At 60.4% G+C, this 20,223-nt stretch carries 14 protein-coding genes and 1 tRNA gene; 7 read left to right on the top strand and 8 right to left on the bottom strand.

Translation table 11 applies throughout. The features are described from left to right. Positions 1-137: 137 nt before the first annotated feature. The gene (locus ASD64_RS12325; protein WP_056105502.1) at positions 138-1,841 is read left to right on the top strand and encodes an outer membrane beta-barrel protein; all 1,704 of its coding nucleotides are present in this window, start codon (positions 138-140) and stop codon (positions 1,839-1,841) included. Positions 1,842-1,845: 4 nt separating this feature from the next. On the opposite strand, the gene galU is transcribed toward ASD64_RS12325, so the two are convergent. Then, positions 1,846-2,748 (bottom strand): UTP--glucose-1-phosphate uridylyltransferase GalU, encoded by a 903-nt coding sequence (gene galU / locus ASD64_RS12320; protein WP_056105501.1) that lies wholly within the window; start codon positions 2,746-2,748, stop codon positions 1,846-1,848. A 210-nt stretch (positions 2,749-2,958) separates the two neighbouring features. Between galU and ASD64_RS12315 the strand changes: the two genes are divergently transcribed. Further along, on the top strand, positions 2,959-4,185 hold the full coding sequence (locus ASD64_RS12315) for a lytic murein transglycosylase (protein ID WP_056105929.1): 1,227 nt from the start codon (positions 2,959-2,961) through the stop codon (positions 4,183-4,185). Between the two features lie 28 nt (positions 4,186-4,213). Beyond that, the gene (locus ASD64_RS12310; protein WP_056105500.1) at positions 4,214-5,446 is read left to right on the top strand and encodes a DUF459 domain-containing protein; all 1,233 of its coding nucleotides are present in this window, start codon (positions 4,214-4,216) and stop codon (positions 5,444-5,446) included. A gap of 26 nt (positions 5,447-5,472) precedes the next feature. On the opposite strand, the gene ASD64_RS12305 is transcribed toward ASD64_RS12310, so the two are convergent. Continuing rightward, on the bottom strand, positions 5,473-6,927 hold the full coding sequence (locus ASD64_RS12305; protein ID WP_056105499.1) for a glutamate synthase subunit beta: 1,455 nt from the start codon (positions 6,925-6,927) through the stop codon (positions 5,473-5,475). Positions 6,928-7,116: 189 nt separating this feature from the next. Then, positions 7,117-11,844, bottom strand: coding sequence for a glutamate synthase large subunit (gltB, locus tag ASD64_RS12300; RefSeq protein WP_056105498.1), 4,728 nt, complete (start codon positions 11,842-11,844; stop codon positions 7,117-7,119). A gap of 438 nt (positions 11,845-12,282) precedes the next feature. Here gltB and ASD64_RS12295 point away from each other — a divergent pair, with 438 nt between their 5' ends. Next, positions 12,283-13,335 (top strand): threonine aldolase family protein, encoded by a 1,053-nt coding sequence (locus ASD64_RS12295; RefSeq protein ID WP_056105497.1) that lies wholly within the window; start codon positions 12,283-12,285, stop codon positions 13,333-13,335. A gap of 72 nt (positions 13,336-13,407) precedes the next feature. Here the strand turns inward: ASD64_RS12295 and ASD64_RS12290 are convergent, their stop codons facing one another. Then, entirely contained in the window at positions 13,408-13,875 is a 468-nt protein-coding gene (locus ASD64_RS12290; RefSeq protein ID WP_056105496.1) for an Hsp20 family protein, read from the bottom strand. 455 nt (positions 13,876-14,330) lie between these two features. Here ASD64_RS12290 and ASD64_RS12285 point away from each other — a divergent pair, with 455 nt between their 5' ends. Beyond that, the gene (locus ASD64_RS12285) at positions 14,331-15,290 is read left to right on the top strand and encodes an alpha/beta fold hydrolase (RefSeq protein WP_056105495.1); all 960 of its coding nucleotides are present in this window, start codon (positions 14,331-14,333) and stop codon (positions 15,288-15,290) included. Between the two features lie 7 nt (positions 15,291-15,297). On the opposite strand, the gene hisN is transcribed toward ASD64_RS12285, so the two are convergent. After that, positions 15,298-16,071, bottom strand: a complete 774-nt coding sequence (gene hisN, locus ASD64_RS12280; RefSeq protein ID WP_056105494.1) for a histidinol-phosphatase — start codon at positions 16,069-16,071, stop codon at positions 15,298-15,300. A gap of 261 nt (positions 16,072-16,332) precedes the next feature. Next, entirely contained in the window at positions 16,333-17,274 is a 942-nt protein-coding gene (locus ASD64_RS12275) for an N-formylglutamate amidohydrolase (protein ID WP_056105493.1), read from the bottom strand. Positions 17,275-17,434: 160 nt separating this feature from the next. Between ASD64_RS12275 and cpdR the strand changes: the two genes are divergently transcribed. Both cpdR and ASD64_RS12265 read left to right on the top strand, forming a co-directional pair. After that, on the top strand, positions 17,435-17,797 hold the full coding sequence (cpdR, locus tag ASD64_RS12270) for a cell cycle two-component system response regulator CpdR (protein WP_056105492.1): 363 nt from the start codon (positions 17,435-17,437) through the stop codon (positions 17,795-17,797). Positions 17,798-17,858: 61 nt separating this feature from the next. Further along, a tRNA-Val gene (locus tag ASD64_RS12265) sits at positions 17,859-17,933 on the top strand. A 29-nt stretch (positions 17,934-17,962) separates the two neighbouring features. Here the strand turns inward: ASD64_RS12265 and ASD64_RS12260 are convergent. Together ASD64_RS12260 and ASD64_RS12250 are read right to left on the bottom strand one after the other, a co-directional pair. Continuing rightward, on the bottom strand, positions 17,963-19,180 hold the full coding sequence (locus ASD64_RS12260) for a hypothetical protein (RefSeq protein WP_156460127.1): 1,218 nt from the start codon (positions 19,178-19,180) through the stop codon (positions 17,963-17,965). Between the two features lie 390 nt (positions 19,181-19,570). Then, a complete protein-coding gene (locus ASD64_RS12250) occupies positions 19,571-20,062 on the bottom strand; it encodes a hypothetical protein (protein ID WP_056105489.1) in 492 nt (163 codons plus the stop codon). Positions 20,063-20,223: the final 161 nt, after the last annotated feature.

Here is a 20,223-nt window from a genome sequence, read left to right as displayed (position 1 = left end):
GCGCTTAGCGTGTTGGACGCCAACTGTCCAACAATTTGCTTTATCCAACCATCCGAAAGGCGGCGCTTCAACCGTCCGTTAACCATCCCGATTTACGGTTCGGTAAGCATGGCGCGCCGGCGCCTTTCGAGGTGGTGATGCCGCGTCCGCAGTCCAGAACCAGAACGGCCGAGCGGACCAGAACGGTTCGCACGCTGCTTTTGGCGGCAAGCGCGCTTTTACCGATTTCGACAAACTCGCTCCTGGCGCAAAACCTTGAACTGCGTGGCGAAGTTTCCGAATCGGCGATGATTCTGAGCGATCAGCAGGCAAAAACGCAGGAAATGACGCAGGCACAAGCCGCACAAAGCGGAACTGCGGCTGGCGGCTTGCCCACACCCATCTACCGTCCATTGAGCCAGAGTGCGGCTGGCGATGACGACGACACGACCATTTCCACCGGCAGCATCTTCGGCGCCCAGCCGGCCACCAACACTTTTGCCGAAGACCTTGTACCCTTGCCACGTCGCCGGCCCCCAACCACGGCCTCCGGTACCGCACCAGCCGCCGGTGCCGAAAACGCCACGTCTCCAAGCGAAGGCGAAGCAGAAGAAGACACGGCCACGAACCGCCGCGCTTCCACCATCGATGCAGAGGACGACCTTCCGCTCGATCCTCGCGTGGAGCGCACCGGTGCCATCGAAACCTTAGCCAGGCTCCCGGAGGCGGATCCGTTTGCACCGACAGGCATCCGCGTCGGATCATTCACCTTGCGGCCATCGGTGGAACAAGGCATCACCGCCACCTCGAATGCGGACGCAAGCAACGGCGGACGCCCGGCAGCGCTTTCTGAAACGACGCTGCGGCTCAATGCAATCTCCGACTGGAGTACCAATTCCGCCAGCATCGACGGCTACGTACTCCTTCGAAAAACCCTGTCCGGCGAAGAGGTCGAAGATGCACGGGGGCGCTTGGACGCAACCCTCAACATCGACCTCGGCAACGAATGGAGTGCCGTTGGCAAGCTCGGATACGAAGCTGCGCCGGAGTCCGCGTCGTCGCCTGTGGTAATCGTCGGCACGGCTTCCCAGCCCCTGCGCCAGAACATCGATGGCAGTCTCGGCATCGAGAAGAATGTCGGCAAGGCGCGCATCGGCCTCACCGGCGCTGTCGAACGCGACATCTATGGCGATGCGAAGCTTTCCATGGGTGGTCTCCTGTCCCAGAAAGACCGCAACTCAACCCTTTACACAGCCACCTTGCGTACCGGCTACGAGATATCGCCGGCTTTGACGCCATTCGTGGAAATCGAGACGGGCCGCCGGCTCTACGACGAACGCGTGGATACTGGCGGCTTCGAACGATCCGCGACCAGGATCGGCGGGCGCGGCGGTCTCGAACTTGACCTCGGCGAGAAATTGGCCGGCGAATTCTCCGCCGGCTGGCTGCGGGAGTCATTCGATGACGACGGCCTGGCTCCAATCTCTGCCGCGACGGTCAATGCCGACCTGAGGTGGTCGCCTGAACGCGGCACCACCATCGGCCTGAGAGGCACAACCGCGGTGGAAGGGACGACCACCGCCGGCGAAGGCGGCTCAGTGCTTTATTCCGGCCGCCTGTCGGGGGAGCGCCAAATACGCGCCAACTTGACCGGTACCGCGCAACTGGGCCTGGACTGGCGCGACTACAGCGGCTCCAGTGGCCATGACCTGATCTTCAGTGCGGAAGCCGGGCTGACATGGTGGCTCAATCGCTATGCCGGCATCACCACCCGTGCCCGGCACGAAACACTATCCAGCAACCTGCCCGGCCGCGACGCCAAGACCAACAGCATCTATGTCGGACTGACGCTGAGACGCTGAGCGCTCAGCCGGCAGAACGCTTCTGCGGCGGATAAATGTCGTCCAGCAGCGTACGGATGACGCTAGCCATGTTCTCGTTCATATCGCTGCGCCAGAGTGCGAACGCCACATTAGCTTCAACGAAGCCTTCCGGCGAACCGCAATCGAAGGTCCGACCGTCATACTTGTAGCCGTAGAACGGCTGCTCCTTGCCCAGTTTCAGCATGGCGTCGGTAAGCTGGATCTCGTTGCCCGCTCCCTTTTCCTGGCTTTCGAGGATCCCGAAAATCTCCGGCTGCAGAATATAGCGGCCATTGATATAAAGGTTGGAAGGCGCTGTGCCTGGCTTCGGCTTCTCGACCATTTCTGTAATGCGGAAGCCGGTATGCGTTTCCTCCCCTCGTCCGACGATGCCATATTTGTGGGCCTCGGCCGGGTCGCATTCCTGAACCGCGATGATGTTGTCGCCCGTCTCTTCGTACAGATCCACCATCGCCTTGAGGCAGCTCTTCTGCGACTGCATGATCATGTCCGGCAAGAGCAACGCAAACGGCTCGTCGCCGACCAATTCGCGCGCACACCATACCGCATGCCCCAGACCGAGCGGCACCTGTTGGCGCGTGAAACTGGTCTGCCCGGGGCCTGGCTGCAATTTTTGCAAGCGCGAGAGTTGATCGCCCTTCCCGCGCTGCGCGAGCGTGTCATAAAGCTCGAACTGAACGTCGAAATGGTCCTCGATGACGGCCTTGTTGCGGCCGGTCACGAAGATGAAATGTTCCACACCGGCCTCCCGGGCCTCGTCCACGACATACTGGATGACCGGCTTGTCGACGACTGTCAGCATTTCCTTCGGAATGGCCTTGGTGGCAGGGAGAAACCGTGTGCCAAGCCCGGCTACCGGGAAAACTGCTTTCCTAACTTTCTTCATATTACCGATGATCCATTCCGTTCTTGTCAGCCTGTCCTTCTATTCGGACATTGTCATGCCGGCATTGAGGAAGGCTGAATGCCAGATTTGTGAGCAGTTGCAGCCTTAATCGACGATAGGCATTTTCGTTCCGCCAGGCTTCTATGGTAAACTAATTCCTAACCGAATTCGGCGATGAATGATCCTTCCGACATAGTGAAGGAGGAAAAGATGCCCGTTCGCAACGCCGCAAAAAGCCTTACGCGCGCTTTGACCGTGGCCAGCCTGTCTTTCGCCTTGCTCGTGCCGGCAGGTTCGGCATTCGCAGACGCAGGTTTCCGCCAGTGGGTGTCGAATTTCCGTGCCACGGCCGTGCAAAGCGGCGTTTCCGGCAGGGTGTATGATGCAGCCTTTCGCGGTATCACCGATATCGATCCCGTTGTCCTGGAAAAGGCCCGCTATCAGCCCGAATTCACGGCCCCTGCCTGGGATTATTTCGACAACCGCGTCCACGACGAATCGGTCGCCATCGGCCGCCAGATGGCCCGCAAATGGAAACCGTGGCTGGACAGGATCGAGCAGCGTTTCGGCGTCGACCGCCACGTGTTGCTGGCGATCTGGTCGATGGAATCAAACTACGGCAAAATCCTTGAGCGCCAGGACGTCATGCGCAATGTCGTGCGCTCGCTGGCAACTTTGGGCTATGCCGACAGCAAGCGCTCGAAATTCGCACGCACGCAGTTGATCGCCGCCTTGAAGATCCTGCAAACCGGCGACATCGATGAAAGCCACCTCACGGGCTCGTGGGCAGGCGCGATGGGCCACACCCAGTTCATCCCCACCAGCTATCAGGCCTACGCGGTCGATATGGACGGCAACGGCCGGCGCGACATCTGGAATTCGATTCCCGATGCACTGGGAACCGCGGCAAACCTGTTGAAGAAGAACGGCTGGCAGAGCGGCAGGACATGGGGCTACGAAGTGGCGCTTCCGCCCGGCCGCAAATTCCCGGCGGGATCATTGTCGATCGACAAATGGCAGTCCCTCGGCGTCACCCGCGCCAGCGGCAAACCATTCAGGAATGGGTCCGAGCAGGCCGTGCTCAAGCTGCCAGGAGGCCGGGAAGGGCCGGCATTTCTGGTGATCAAGAACTTCTCGGTCATCAAGCGCTACAACAATGCCGACAAATATGCCTTTGCCGTCGGCCTTCTTGCCGACCAGATTGCCGGCTATGGCGAACTGGTCCAGGATTGGAACCGTCCGTTCACGAAGCTGAGTTTCGAGGAACGGCAGGAATTGCAGAAGCGGCTGTCCGAGCACGGCTACTACAGCGGCAAATTCGACGGCAAGATCGGAGAGGGTTCCAAAGCGGCGATCATGGCTTTTCAGGCTCAGGCGGGCTTGACCCAGGACGGCCACCCCAGCATGGAAGTTCTCAAATGGCTGCGCGGGAGGTAGCCCGAGCCCGGCAGGTGGAGAGGTTGATTTGGTTTCGGCACTGCGTATCCGGGCGACCCTATTCCGCACGCCAATCCTGATTTTGGCTTTCGCCGCCTTGCTGGCGGTGTTTGCCGGAGCGCTGCACTCCCCGGCCATGGCACAAGAGCCGCAATACCGCTCATGGTCGCTGCGCGATTTGTTCAGGCCTCGCAAGAGCGAGCGGATTGCGCCGCCCGAAGCCATCCCGATGCAGCCGCCAAAGGCCCGGACGCAAACACGCAAGTCGATCCAGCGCAGTGCTCCCGCAGAGCCGCCGCCCAAGCCTGTCGTCGAAAAGCTGCCTGACGCCCGCGCGATCCTCGTGGTGGGCGATTTCATGGCGGGCAGCCTGGCAAACGACCTGGAGGCGGTCTTTGCCGAGAACGCCGCCGTCAGGGTCGTTGATCGCAGCAAAGGCTCATCCGGCTTTGTGCGTGACGATTTCTACAACTGGCCCGCGGAAATCGGTGCACTTCTGGAAGCCGAAAAGCCTGCCGCAGTGGTCGTCATGCTGGGGTCGAACGACCGCCAGCAACTGCAAATCGGCGACGTCCGTGAGCCACCGCTTTCGGAAGCCTGGACCAAGGAGTACGAGAAACGAACTGTGGCGTTCGGCAAACAGATTTCGAGCACCAAGGTGCCGTTCCTGTGGGTCGGAATGCCGGCTTTTCGTTCGGCCAAGATGACGTCGGATATGTTGGCTTTCAACGAGATCTACCGTGCTTCCGCCGAGCAGATCGGCGGCGAGTTCGTCGATATCTGGGACGGTTTCGTCGATGAGAACGGTGCCTTCATCACCAGGGGACCCGATATCAATGGCCAGCCTGTGACCCTGCGCGCCGACGACGGGATCAATCTCACGCGCGCCGGCAAGCGAAAAGTAGCCTTCTACACGGAAAAGCCGCTGCTGAAGATCCTTGGCCTGACCTCACCAACGGCAACGATATCATCATTGACGCCGATGGGCCTGTCTGCGGGAACTCCGGCCGATACTATCGCTCCGATCAACATCGACCGAACTCCTCCCATGCTGCTCAACGATCCGGCTCTCGACGGCGGCATCGATCTGCTTGGTACCGGCGCTGCCTTGACGAAGCCCATATCCGTCGGAACGACTGCGGGCGCGGACCACCAGCAGACAGCGTCTCCGGGCCGGGCCGACGACTTCTCCTGGCCGCAGAAGAAATTGCCGGACGCCGCGCAGGGTGTCAGCGACAAGACTACCGCGATCATTCGCTAAGCAAGGCCCGAGTGGTCGCCGTCCAGTCAGCGCGGCAGCACGGTCGACCCCATCAGCGCCTCATCAATGGCGTGCGCGGCCTGACGACCCTCGCGGATCGCCCAGACGACGAGTGACTGGCCGCGACGCGCGTCGCCAGCCGCGAAAAGCCTGTCGACGCTGGTTCGATAGTCACGGTCGTTGGCTGCAATGTTCTTGGAACGGCGTCTGTCGACAACGGTCTTCATGCCATCCGACAGTTCCGACAGGACAGCGTCCGCGAATGGTCCGGCAAAGCCGATGGCGATGAAGGCAAGATCGGCACGGATGACGAACTCGCTCCCCGGTATCGGCTTGCGCTTGTCATCGACCTCACAACATCTGACGCCGGTCAACTGTCCGTCCTCGCCGATGAATTCCAGCGTCGCCACCTGGAACTCGCGCTCCGCACCTTCCGCTTGCGAGGACGAGGTGCGCATTTTGGTTGCCCAATAGGGCCACACGGCAAGCTTGTCCTCCTTTTCCGGAGGTTGTGGACGGATATCGAGTTGCGTTACCCGCACCGCCCCTTGCCGGAAGGCCGTACCGACGCAGTCGGAAGCGGTGTCACCGCCACCAACCACAACGACATGCTGGCCGTTGGCCAGTATGGGCTGCGACGGCCATGCCACGGACTGTATGTCTTCGCCGCCGACACGCCGGTTCTGCTGCACCAGATAGGGCATGGCATCATGCACCCCGTCGAGGTCGTCGCCGGGAATGCCAGCCGCGCGCGGCGTTTCCGAGCCGCCACAATAAAGCACGGAATCATAGTCGGCGAGCAGTTCCGCCATCGGCTTGTCGATGCCGACATTGGACCCGCAGAAGAAGGTGACGCCCTCGCCCTGCATCTGCTCGATGCGACGGTCGATGAAATGCTTCTCGATCTTGAAGTCCGGGATGCCGTATCGCATCAGCCCGCCGGGGCGGCTTTCACGTTCATAGACGTGGACCTCATGGCCGGCGCGGCCAAGTTGCTGCGCCGCCGCCATGCCGGCGGGGCCCGAACCGACGATCGCGACGCGCTTGCCGGTCTTGGTCTGGGGCGGATAGGGCCGGATGAAACCGGTCTCGTAAGCCTTGTCGGCAAGCGCCTGTTCCACCGTCTTGATGGCGACGGGAATGTCCTCGAGGTTCAGCGTGCAGGCTTCCTCGCAAGGCGCCGGGCAGATGCGGCCGGTGAACTCGGGAAAATTATTGGTGGAATGCAGGTTGCGGATCGCCGTTTCCCAATCGCCGTTGTAGACGAGATCGTTCCAGTCGGGGATCTGGTTGTGCACCGGACAGCCCGTCGGGCCATGACAGAACGGTATGCCGCAATCCATGCAGCGCGCCGCCTGCTTTTCGACCTCGCTGTCCGACAACGGCAACGTGAATTCGCGGAAATGCCGGATGCGATCGGAGGCCGGCTGGTACTTGTGCACCTGCCGATCAATCTCCAGAAAGCCTGTTACCTTGCCCATGCGTTTGGTCCTCGGACTTGCGTTCGACCTTGGATCATTTGCCGTCGGTCGTGCGTACGGATCGGATAGGAATGCCGGGTTTTCATGCCGGCGCTATGAAGCCTGCGAAGCCTCCCGGTCAGCGCGGGCGCGCCCCCGGTTTGTGTCCAACCCGTTTTCGTTGCGCAAGCATGGCGGCCATTGTCATTGTCATTCCGCCGCCACGCTCATGCGAGCGCGCTCCATCTCCAGCAATGCGCGCCGGTACTCAACCGGCATCACCTTGCGGAATTTTGGCCGAAAGATCGCCCAGTTGTCGAGGATTTCCCGGCCGCGCTTCGAACCGGTGAAATGCACATGGTTCGAGATCAACTGGTAAAGGCGCTCCTCGTCGTGGCTGGTCATGTCGCCCGACACGTCGACGCGGCCCTTGTGGTCTATGTCGCCGCCATGGTGGTGCAGCTTCTCCAGTATGTCGTCTTCTTCCGGCACCGGTTCGAGTTCGACCATCGCCATGTTGCAGCGCTTGGCAAAGTCGCCCGCTTCGTCGAGCACATAGGCGACCCCGCCCGACATGCCGGCTGCAAAGTTGCGGCCGGTCTTGCCGATGACCACGACGACGCCGCCGGTCATGTATTCGCAGCCATGATCGCCCACGCCCTCGACGACCGCGACGGCGCCTGAATTGCGCACGGCAAAGCGTTCACCCGCAACGCCACGCAGATAGGCCTCGCCTTCGATAGCGCCGTAGAGCACAGTGTTGCCGACAATGATGGAGTCTTCCGCCACAATCCTGGCTTCGTCCGGGGGCCGGATGACGAGGCGTCCGCCCGACAACCCCTTGCCGACATAATCGTTGGCCGCACCTACCAGTTCGAATGACACGCCCCGCGTCAGGAAGGCGCCGAACGATTGGCCGGCCGTGCCTGTAAGCTTCACCGAGATCGTGTCTTCGCGCAGGCCCTTGTGGCGAAAACGCTTGGCCACTTCGCCCGACAGCATCGCACCGACCGAGCGGTCGACATTGCGGATCGGCACGTCGATGGTCACCGCCTGCTTGGCCTCAAGGGCCGGCTGCGCCAGTTCGATAAGCTTGCGGTCCAGTACGTCGTAGATCGGATGCTTCTGCCGCTCGGTCCAGTGCGTCTGGTCCCTAGGCGCGTCCGGCTTGTGGAACATCCTCGAGAAATCGAGGCCCCTGGCCTTCCAATGCTCGACAAGTGCCCGCTTTTCCAGGAGGTCTGTATCGCCGATGATCTGGTCGAGATGGGTGAAGCCCATTTCAGCCAAAAATTCGCGCACCTCTTCCGCCACATAGAAGAAGTAGTTGATGATGTGCTCGGGCGCGCCCTTGAAGCGCTTGCGCAACACTGGGTCCTGCGTCGCAATGCCGGTCGGGCACGTGTTGAGATGGCACTTGCGCATCATCACGCAGCCAGCCGCGATCAGCGGCGCGGTGGCGAAACCGAACTCGTCTGCGCCAAGCAGGGCGCCGATGATCACGTCGCGCCCGGTTCGAAGGCCGCCGTCGACCTGCAATGCCACGCGGGAGCGCAAACCATTGAGGACCAGCGTCTGGTGCGTCTCGGCCAGACCCATTTCCCAAGGGCTGCCCGCATGCTTCAACGACGTCAGCGGCGAAGCACCGGTGCCACCGTCGTAGCCGGAAATGGTGATATGGTCGGCGCGCGCCTTGGCAACACCGGCGGCAACGGTGCCGACCCCCACCTCCGAGACGAGCTTGACCGATACATCCGCCGCCGGGTTGACGTTCTTCAGGTCATAGATGAGTTGCGCCAGATCCTCGATCGAATAGATGTCATGGTGCGGCGGCGGCGAAATCAGGCCAACGCCTTGCGTGGAGTGACGGGTCTTGGCGATGGTGGCATCGACCTTGTGTCCCGGCAGTTGGCCGCCTTCACCGGGCTTGGCGCCCTGTGCAACCTTGATCTGTATCATGTCGGAATTGACGAGATATTCAGCCGTCACCCCGAAGCGGCCGGAAGCGATCTGTTTGATCGCCGAGCGCTCCGGATTCCTGCCGCCGCCAGGCAGCGGCAGGTAGCGATCCGGTTCCTCGCCGCCCTCGCCGGTGTTGGACTTGCCGCCGATCTTGTTCATGGCGATCGCCAGCGTCGTGTGTGCCTCTCTGGAGATCGAGCCGAACGACATGGCGCCCGTCGAGAAGCGCTTGACGATCTCGGACGCCGGCATGACCTGATCAAGCCGAGCCTTCTTGCGGCCGACTTCCTCGGCGGTCCTGATCCTGAACAGACCACGTATGGAGTGAGCATTCGCGACCGCATCATTGACCTGTTCGGAGAAGACCTTGAAGGTTTCCCACGAACCTTGCCGAACCGCGTGCTGCAGGGTCGCAACAGCGTCGGGCGTCCAAGCATGGGCCTCGCCGCGCATGCGGTACATATATTCGCCGCCGACATCGAGCGAATTACGCAGAACCGGATCGTCGCCAAATGCGGAGCTGTGCCTGGCGACCGTCTCTGCGGAGATCTGTTCCAGCCCCACGCCCTCGATCAGCGTAGCGGTACCGGTGAAATATTTATCGACGAAATCGGACTTCAGTCCGATGGCGTCGAATATCTGCGCGCCGCAATAGGACTGGTAGGTCGAAATCCCCATCTTGGACATCACCTTGAGGATGCCCTTGCCGATCGACTTGATGTAGCGGGTGACGAGCTCGTGGGGATCCACCTCCGGTGGAAATGCGCCCTTCTTGTGCATATCGGTCAGCGTGTCGAAGGCGAGATAAGGGTTGATCGCCTCCGCGCCATACCCCGCCAGGCAGCAGAAATGGTGGATTTCGCGCGGTTCGCCGGATTCAACCACGAGGCCGACAGAGGTGCGCAAGCCCTTGCGGATCAGGTGATGGTGGACGGCCGCCGTGGCCAGCAGCGTCGGGATATCGATGCGGTCCGGCCCGATCTGCCGGTCCGACAAGATGATGATGTTGTAGCCGCCCGCCACCGCCGCTTCCGCGCGCTCGCACAGTCGCTCGATGGCGGCAGGCATGCCTGCGGCCCCTTCGGTTGCGGCATAAGTTATGTCGATGGTCCTGGTGTCGAAGCGCTCTTCAGTGTGGCCGATCGAGCGGATCTTTTCGAGGTCGGCATTGGTCAGGATCGGCTGGCGCACCTCCAGCCGCTTGCGGCGCGACGAGCCGACAAGGTCGAAGATGTTCGGCCGTGGCCCTATGAAGGAAACCAGGCTCATCACCAGTTCCTCGCGGATCGGGTCGATCGGCGGATTGGTGACCTGCGCGAAATTCTGCTTGAAATAATTATAAAGCAGCTTCGGCTTATCCGACATCGCCGCGATCGGCGTGTCAGTGCCCATCGATCCGACAGCCTCCTGGCCGGTCGTTGCCATCGGCGACATCAAAAGCTTGAGGTCTTCTTGGCTGTAGCCGAATGCCTGCTGGCGATCGAGCAGCGAGACATCCTTGCGCAATGCGCGCGGCTCGACCGGATTGAGGTCTTCCAAGATGAGTTGCGTGTTTGCGAGCCACTTCTTGTAAGGGTGCCTGGTCGCGATCTCCGACTTGATCTCCTCGTCGGAAATGATGCGGCCCTTGTCCAAATCTATCAGAAGCATGCGGCCCGGCTGCAGCCGCCACTTGGTGACGATCTTGTCTTCCGGCACAGGCAGCACACCGGCTTCCGAGGCCAGGATGACGCGATCGTCGTCGGTGACGATGTAGCGGGCCGGGCGCAACCCGTTGCGATCCAGCGTCGCGCCGATCTGGCGTCCGTCGGTGAAGACAACGGCAGCGGGGCCATCCCACGGCTCCATCAAGGCTGCGTGATATTCGTAGAACGCCTTGCGGTCGTCATCCATGAGCTTGTTGCCGGCCCAGGCTTCCGGGATCAGCATCATCATCGAATGAGCAAGACTGTAGCCGCCCTGGAACAGGAATTCGAGCGCATTGTCGAAACACGCCGTATCCGACTGGCCTTCATAGGAAATCGGCCACAGCTTCGAGATGTTGTTGCCGAACAGTTCGCTGTCGACCGATGCCTGGCGCGCGGCCATCCAGTTATTGTTGCCGCGCACGGTGTTGATCTCGCCATTATGCGCGACCATGCGATATGGATGCGCAAGCTTCCACGACGGGAAGGTGTTGGTCGAGAAACGCTGATGGACGAGGATCAGCGCCGTTTCGAAGCGCGGATCGTTGAGATCCTTGTAGTAGGGGCCGACCTGGTTGGCCAAGAACATGCCCTTATAGACGATCGTGCGCGCTGACAGCGACACGCAGTAAGCGCCGATATCCCTGTTGCTGTTCTCGGCGTAGATGCGTCCCGAAATGACCTTACGGAGCAGATAAAGCCGCGCCTCGTATTCCTCGTCATCATCGATATCGGGCGTGCGGCCGATGAACACCTGGCGGTGGAAAGGTTCGGCGGCGATGATATCGGCCGCCTTCGACAGCAAGGAGTTGTCGACCGGCACATCCCGGAAGCCGAGCAGCGGCAGGCCCTCGGACTGTGCTGATTCGGCGATGATTTCATCAATATGCGCACGCAATGCCGCATCCTGCGGCATGAACCAGTGGCCGACGCCGTACCGACCAGCTTGCGGCAGTTCCACGCCTTGCCTGGCCATCTCTTCACGAAAGAAGCGGTCGGGAATCTGGACCAGCACGCCCGCGCCATCGCCGACCAACGGATCGGAACCGACGGCGCCGCGGTGGGTAAGGTTTTCGAGCATCATCAGCCCGTCTTCGACGATCGTGTGAGACTTCACACCCTTCATCTGGGCGATGAAGCCTACACCACACGAATCATGTTCATTGCGGGGGTCGTAGAAACCTTGCGCATTTGGAAGACTGCCGCCGGGAGCGCCGCGTTTGACGTCGGCGGCCTTGATCTGCACGGCCGGCTCGAAATCCGTCGTCGCAGAAGGCGTCACGTCCGTCATCGTCGTCTTCCTCCATTTTGCGCCGGAGAGGCGCCCGGTTGAACTGGGAAGCTTGCCGCCCCCAACGTTTCAGTCTGCAGCCCGTCTTGCGACAACCTGCCGAACCCTGCGGCCCGTATGGAATAGCGCTGGCAGCAACAGCCGGAATGGCCTTTTACCATACGCCAAACCATGCAGCCTTTGGGCAAATAAATAAGACAGCATTACTGTCCTAAATTTTTTATGACAGAATTCCGGAAACCGCACAAGACCGTTTCGTAAAAAATGCCGACAGGAGACGATAGAAAATTACACGGACGGTCGCAGCCGAGCAATTTTCGAATGCAGGCAGCGAGTGGAAGTCCCTGGCTTCATAGAGGCCATGCAGCCTGGCCCTTGCGCAAAACGGGGCAATTCGGTCAATCTCGCCCCGATTTTTTAGCAATCATGGACCGACAAATGTTTTTTGCTTCCGATAATTGGGCCGGTGCCCATCCCGCCATTGCGGCCCATCTTTCAGCCAATGCCGGTGGGTTTTCCACCGCCTATGGCGATGGCGCGCTGGACAAGGCGGTCTATCAGCGCTTCAGCGAAATCTTCGAGCGGGAAGTGGCAGTCTTCTTCGTGGCTACGGGCACTGCTGCCAATTCGCTGTCGCTGACAGCCTACAACAAGCCCGGCGGAATCTCTTTTTGTCATCGCGAATCGCATGTCATCGAAGACGAATGCGGAGCGCCGGAATATTTCTCAGGTGGCGCACGTCTTCATGCCGTGGACGGCCCGCTCGGCAAGATCGATCCGGCAAATCTGGAAAAGGCTCTCGACCGCCTCACGCCGGAATTCGTGCACGCGGGCCGCCCGATGGCGGTCTCAATCACACAATCCACCGAGATCGGTACCGTTTACGGTCTAGACGCCATAGCGACAATCTCGGCGATCGCAAAACGCCATTCGGTTCCCTTGCATCTCGATGGCGCGCGCTTTGCCAATGCGCTGGTTGCTCTGGACACCACGCCAGCGGAAATGACCTGGAAGCGAGGCGTTGACATCGTCTCCTTCGGCGGCACGAAAAACGGCTGCTGGTGCGCCGAGGCGGTCGTGCTGTTCGATCTGGATAGGGCGAACGAGCTTGCCTTCCTGCGCAAGCGCGCCGCGCAACTATTCTCCAAGTCACGCTTCATCGCCGCGCAATTCGACGCCTATTTCCAGGCCGATCTGTGGCTGGACACTGCAAGACATTCCAACGCAATGGCGTCCCGCCTTGCCAAGGCGGTCAAGGCTTCGAACACTGCACGGCTAGCCTGGGCGCCTGAAGCGAACGAAGTCTTTGCGATCATGAAACGGGAAGCTGCCGAAAAACTGCAAGGCTCGGGAGCGGCATTCTACGACTGGCATGTGCCTGCCAATTTCGCCGAACCCATGGGTTCGGATGAAGCGCTCTACCGTTTCGTAACCAGTTTCGCGACGACGACCGACGAGGTCGACCGTTTTGCCGGTCAAATCGGCGCTTAGAAACCATTTTTCTTGAAAACAAAGGGCGACGCCTTGCGACGCCGCCCCTTCTCTCGGGAGGATGAGAGAAGTTTAGTTCGCGGTCTTGGCCTCGATCTGCTTGGCCTTCGCCGAGGCCGAAGTGATCGCGATCTTGCGCGGCTTCAACTCCTCGGGAATGTTGCGCTTGAGATCGACGAACAGGAGTCCGTTCTTCAGCGCGGCACCGACAACGTCGACATGGTCAGCGAGGTGGAAGCGGCGCTCGAAAGCGCGCGAGGCGATGCCGCGATACAGCAACTCGGATCCGTCGCCGTCGGCCTCGTCCTTGCGCTCACCCTTGACTGTCAGCACGTTACGGTGCGCTTCGATCGAAATCTCGTCGTCCGAGAAGCCGGCAACCGCCATCGAAATGCGATAGGCGTCATCGCCGGTCTTTTCGATGTTATAGGGCGGATAGGTCTGAGCGCCGTCCGGCTGGGCAAGTGAGTCCAGCATGGTGAACAAGCGGTCGAAGCCTACGGTCGAGCGATAGAGGGGGGAAAAATCAACATGACGCATGGTGTGTTCTCCTGTCGAGCAACAAGGTTTGCGTTGTGGTCCGCCCAGAAACCCTGACGGCGTTTCCTGAACCAGCGGTCCCGACATCGGCGACCGCAAAGTTCATTTGGGTGTGCCAACCAACGGTTTCAAGGTTCTTTTTTGAGGCAGACATCGTGAAGCGTCGACAGCGATGAACGCACGATGAACCAGCCGGTCAAAGCCTGTTCAGCCACATTCAGCTATTTCCTGATCACAACGGAACAGCGGAGAGATCAACCGCGCCGTGGCCGAACCGGGTGTAACGTCCCTTCCTCTCGGGTCGACAAGGCCGGAAGCACGTCTTCGGGCGGCTTCCGGCCTTACAGCCGGAAATCCTTTGCAATTCACGCATTTGCTTTCTATCACCGTGCTGATGCCTCGCCAGCCGGACAGGGGCCCTCACGACGCTCCAAAGAGACAGGCCGAAGCGCCGAATGACGGATCTCTTCTACCATACCCCCGGCAATCCGGTTCCGGACAACGCAACGGCCGGCTTCCTGACGGCGCGCAACGGCCGGAAAATCCGCTATGCGCGTTTCGCCCCGACTGGTCGCCCTGACAATGGCACCGTCGTGCTGCTGCAAGGCAGGAACGAGTGCATTGAAAAATACTTCGAAACCGTCAGCGACCTGTCTGCGAAGGGACTTGGCGTCGCCACTTTCGATTGGCGCGGACAGGGTGGATCCGACCGGTTGCTCCGCAATCCGCAGCGCGGCTATGTCAGAAGCTTTCGCGACTATGCGGAAGATCTGGAACAATTCTTCGAAGAGATTGTGCTGCCCGACTGCCGGGGCCCCTATTACATCCTTGCCCATTCGACTGGCGCCCTTGTTGCGCTGCTGACCGCATCCTCGATGGTTAATCGCGTGCAGCGCATGGTGCTGCTCACACCCTTTCTCGGCATTCCCGGACAACGTATCTCGATGGCAAGAATCCGGTTCATCACGACAACGTTGAGCCTCCTGGGCCTCGGCCGACTCTATGCAGCCTGGGGACCGCGCCCCAGACAATCGGCACCTTTCGACACCAACAACCTGACATCAGATCCCGCGCGGTATCGGCGCAATATGTCGATCTATGAAACACATCCGCAACTGGCGCTTGGCGGCCCAACGATCCGCTGGCTGCGCGCCGCAAGCTCGGCTGCTGTTGCCGTCAGCACGCCCGAATTCATGGCCAGCATCCGCATCCCGACGCTGATCATCGCCGCCGGCGCAGACAGTGTCGTCTCCACCAAGGCGATTGCCTCCTATGCGAGACATCTTCGGCTGGGTTCGCTGCTGACCATCGACGGCGCCCGCCATGAGTTGCTCCAGGAAGCGAACCTCTACCGCGAACAGGCCCTCGCCGCGTTCCATGCGTTCATTCCTGGCACCGGCGACGGCCCTTCGTAACCAGTTTTTAGCCCCGCAGCGCGGCCATCGCGGCGGCATGGAGTTCCGGCGTTGCCGCCGCCAAAACATCGCCCCCCTGTTCGGCAGGGCCACCGTCAAAAGTGGTGATGACCCCGCCGGCCTTTTCGATGATCGGGATCAATGCAACGATGTCATAAGGTTTCAAGCCGGGGTCGGTGACAATATCGACGCTGCCGGCAGCCAGCATCGCGAAGGCATAACAGTCGGTGCCGTAACGGGCTAGTTGCACCTGTTTTTCGAGATGGTCATAGCGGGAGCGCATCTGCCCCTGAAACAGCGCCGGCGTCGTGGTGAACAGGATCGCCTCGGAAAGTTGCACCGTCTTGCGCGTCGCAAGTTGGCGCGGGCCGCCCGGCCCCTCATAATGGGCTCCCGACGCGTTGGCGTAGAAGAGTTCGCCGGTGAAAGGCTGCGACATCATGCCTGCCACCGCGTCGCCGTCGACGGTCAGGCCAACCAGCGTTCCCCACACCGGCACACCCGAAATAAAAGCACGAGTCCCATCGATCGGATCGATAACCCAGACATGGCGGCTGGAGAGGTTCTCGCTGCCATGCTCCTCGCCCAGAATACCATGGTCGGGAAATTCCGCGTTGATCAGCGCCCGGATGGCGCGTTCCGCTTCCTGGTCCGCCGCCGTGACCGGATCGAAGCCGCCTGCCAACTTGTTGTCCACCGTTCCCTGGCTGCGGAAACGGGACAGGGTCTCGGCCGCAGCCACATGCGCAAGCCGCCGAATGAAGTCGGTTGAGATATCCAAATCTGTCTCCCGAAAAGCGCCAACGCAAAGCCGTTGGTTTCGAACTTGTCATATCAAGATCGTGGCTGGATTGTCACGCGCTGAACCCCCGCGGCAGTTTCCGTCTTCCGCCAGAAGTCGCGGGCGCTTGACATTTGTGCAGCGCACAATAATCTCGTTTTCGGATAGGGTTTCCTGTCCATGCCCTTCTTGGGCGTTTCCTCCCTAGACTAGGCCGCGTCGTGCCAACGATGCGGTCCTTTTTTATACGGGCGCTTTCGCCTATTCGGCCGCCATTGGAAGTTCGAGGAAATGATGGTCCGGGATCGCCATCAGATCCGCGCAAAACTGCGCCATGTCCTGGGCAAGTGCATCGAAGCCGACCGTTTTCTGAAGCGTCCTCTCGTTCATGTAGAGGCCACGATTCACTTCGATCTGGAGCGCGTGCAGATGCCGCACAGGCCGCCCATAATGTTCCGTGATGAAGCCGCCGGCATAAGGCTTGTTGTGGGCTACGGTGTAGCCCATTGCCGACAACAAATTGATGGCTGTTGCCGTCAACGTGGCTGTAGCCGACGTGCCGAAACGGTCGCCGACGATGAAATCGGGCTTGAAGCCGTTCTCTCCGATCCGAATGCTGGCCGGCATGGAGTGGCAATCGACGAGAACTGCGAAACCGAAAGCTGCGTGGGTCCGGGCAAGCAGCCTCTTCAGCGTTTCGTGAAACGGCTTGTAGACGACCTCTATGCGCGCAATGGCCTCAGCCAGTGGCAAGCGGCTGGAGTAGATGTCGAGCCCCTCGCCCACCAGCTTGGGCACGGTGCCCAGCCCGCCCGCCACCCGGGCCGAGCGGATATTGCAGTAGGGAGGCACCGGTTCCGCGAACATGCGCGGATCGAGCTCCCACGGCTCTCGGTTCACGTCCAGGTAGGCTCGCGGGAAGTTCGCGGCCAGCATCGGCGCACCGAGCATCACCGCGCCACCGAACAACTCGTCGACGTAGCAATCCTCTGAGCGGCGAATTGCGTTGCGGTCCAGCCGCGCCATGGCCAGAAACCGCTCGGGATAGTAGCGGCCGCTATGCGGCGAACTGAAAATGAAGGGAACGCGCTGCTCGACCCCCGAACGGATTTCGAAGGGCTGGACAACCGAAAAGTCCTCGGCAGGCGTCGTCAACTTGATTGGACCCGTAAGCGAAAATACGTCATGTCCAAAAACTGCCACCTTGAACGCACTGTGTCCAGCAACTCGACGGTCTAGCCGGTGTCCGGTACGAGTTCTTTCACACAGACGTTCACTTGATCTTTACCGGCGCAACTTCATATACAGGATGGTTAACGGGCCAGCCATGGGCTGCTCGGGCGGGTGATTCGGACGGAACACGATGGCACGCATTCTTCTGGCGGAAGACGACGACGACATGCGCCGATTCCTGGTCAAGGCGCTTGAACGCGCCGGCTACCAGGTCAGCGACTTCGACAATGGCGCGAGCGCCTATGAGCGGCTTCGCGAAGAGCCGTTCTCCCTGCTCCTGACCGATATTGTCATGCCCGAAATGGACGGCATCGAGTTGGCCCGCCGGGCGACCGAAATCGATCCCGACCTCAAGGTGATGTTCATCACCGGCTTCGCCGCCGTCGCGCTCAACCCCGATTCCAGGGCTCCGAAGGACGCCAAGGTCCTGTCTAAGCCGTTTCATCTGCGCGATCTCGTCAACGAGGTCGAAAAGATGCTGCAAGCCGCCTGATCTTTTCCATTTCCCGCTATTGACGTACTGGGGCAAAAGTGGTGTATGCGCGGCTTCGGATGGGCGTATAGCTCAGCGGGAGAGCACTACGTTGACATCGTAGGGGTCACAGGTTCAATCCCTGTTACGCCCACCATCCGACCCAATAAAATCAAATACTTACAGCTAGCCACGACCGCCCGAAACCACCTTAAATTCGGGCCTTGCACGTTCCTTGCACGTTGAAAGGCGTCTGGTCGTGCGCTCCTGCAGCTTGGCGATGACGCTATCCGTGGCTTGCATGCACTCGGTCAGGTAATCCGGGTCGAACGATTCGTATGCATTTGCCGTCCGCTTCTCGTCATGGCCAAGCCACACGTCGCGCTGCTCCTTCGATACTGGCGGCTTTTCCCTGCGAACCATTGTCGCCATGAAATGCCGAATCGTACCCGGTGAAAAATCCGGCAGGTGGCAATCGGCCGCATGTGTCCTGAAGGTCCGCTTGATGGTGGTGATCGGTTCTCCATCCCATGTCATCGGCGCTTCGGAATTCCACTCGTCCAGCCAGCCGCGCAGGTTGGCGGTCAGCCTGATCTTGGGTCGGTACTTGATCGTCTGCCGCCTGCCAGGTGGATTGAGGTCGAGGGTGCCGAACCGCCGATTGACCATTTCCGGCGTGTCGTGGAAATGGATGATCGTGTCGGGCCGCGCCCATGTGTTCAGGGCCAGGATGACGAAGCGGAACAGGTTTTCCTTTCGCTTGTCGATGCCGTCGATGAAGCGGCCAAATTCCTCAAAGGTTGGAAGCCACTCGCGCGGCGTCGGCGCCGGCAGGTTGATGAGTTCCGCTACCCGCTTGGCCTGCGTGACGACATCGGGAGCCATATCGAGAAGTTGCACTTCCTGCTCGTTGCCGAATCCGTCTCGGATCACGACGACGCGCTTGCCGAACCGGAATGCGGCAGAAATCACCGACAGGTTGCGGGCGATGGTGTTGGCCGAATGCTTGTATTGGTCCCGGCACCACGTCATGAACTCGCGCTGACGCAATGGCCCGAAGGCGGACACCGGCGCGGTAGGCAGCAGCTTGGCCGACAAGTACTCTTTCAGGATCGTGATGGCCCGGAACGCCTGCTCTGCAGATGGTTTCCCCGAAACGTCATTGTCGTAGTAGTGGTCGAGAGCGACCAGCAGCATCACCCGATCTGGCGACCGGGTGGTGTCTGTCCTTGTGGCTCCTGCAAGCGTGATGAGCCTTTCCTTGGCATCTTCGAGTATTTTTGTGCCAAGCGATCTGCGACGAGTTTGGCGTCTTCCGTCGTCATACCAGTAGGCGTAGAGGGTTTCCGTGCCGTGGGCGCTTCCGATCCAGTATCCGGCGTATTCCCACAACCTGGCTGACATTCCTTAACCCCCCGCGCCTTTGAACTCAGATACCGGGCAAGGTCGTCGGGATGGTAGAGAACCACCCCTTTCTTGCCGACGACGTAGGCTATTTCCGCACGTTGGCGGGCGGACCGCAACTCTCGCTCGCCAATGAGTTGCGAATACCGTTTACACGCCTCAGCTTCGGTCATCAGTTGGTCGAAGTGCGAAAGGCCAGGTTTCACCGCCCTGCCCTCGCGCTGATCCAGATCCACAAGAAGCAGATAGCAAGACCGACGATGGAGCCAAGAAGCATTTGCTCAACGGGGCGGAGCGGCTGTCGCTCGCCAATAGGCGGACCGGCTATGACTTCCGCCAGGACGCCAGCAACGGCGAGGATCGCACAGGCGACTACGAGACGGAGCGATTTCATGATGCCACCTCGCCAAGCAAGTGATTGGCCAAGCCCAGCAACCATTCCCCTAGGTCACCGTCACCGGTGGCCCGATGGTGACCGATGACGTAAGCAACTCCCCGTTTCAGTTCCTCGAGTGACGCATAAGGATGTTCGATGATGCTCGATATCGCGGCGAACGTGGCATCGCTTGCCTTCGCCTGAGTTTTTTCGGCAGCGGCCTCGGCAGGCGTTCCAAAAGCATCGTCTGTGACCTTGCAGGCAGCGTCTAGCGCCGCCCATGATGCTTGATGAGCAGCAATCAGTGCATCCAATTGCGATGGCGCAGGATCTGCCGGCTTCACCGCCTTCGCCATATCTCGCGCCAGCCGATAAAGCATCCGTTCGGCTACATCGGTCGGGACTGGATCGGAGACTTCGAAGTCCGATTGATCAAACGCCACGGCGGCAGCCTTGACGGCAAAGCCCTCCAGCGTCGTCGCCTTCGCTCGGTGGATCGCCTTCATCAGGCGGACGCACTCGGTATGTGCTTTAGTGAAGGCCTTGTAGATCGCCTTGGTGCCGGCTTGTTGGTTTCCACGCGGAACTGAGCCGGTTTTTCCACCGAGAAGTGAGCCACCTCTGAGTATGGTTTTCTGATCAGGGTTTGGTCAAGGGATTGGCCTTT

This window comes from Mesorhizobium sp. Root157 (genome assembly GCF_001427385.1).
Taxonomy (GTDB): domain Bacteria; phylum Pseudomonadota; class Alphaproteobacteria; order Rhizobiales; family Rhizobiaceae; genus Mesorhizobium.
Note: the sequence above shows the minus strand (reverse complement) of the source record. Positions and strands in the feature narration are given on the sequence as shown.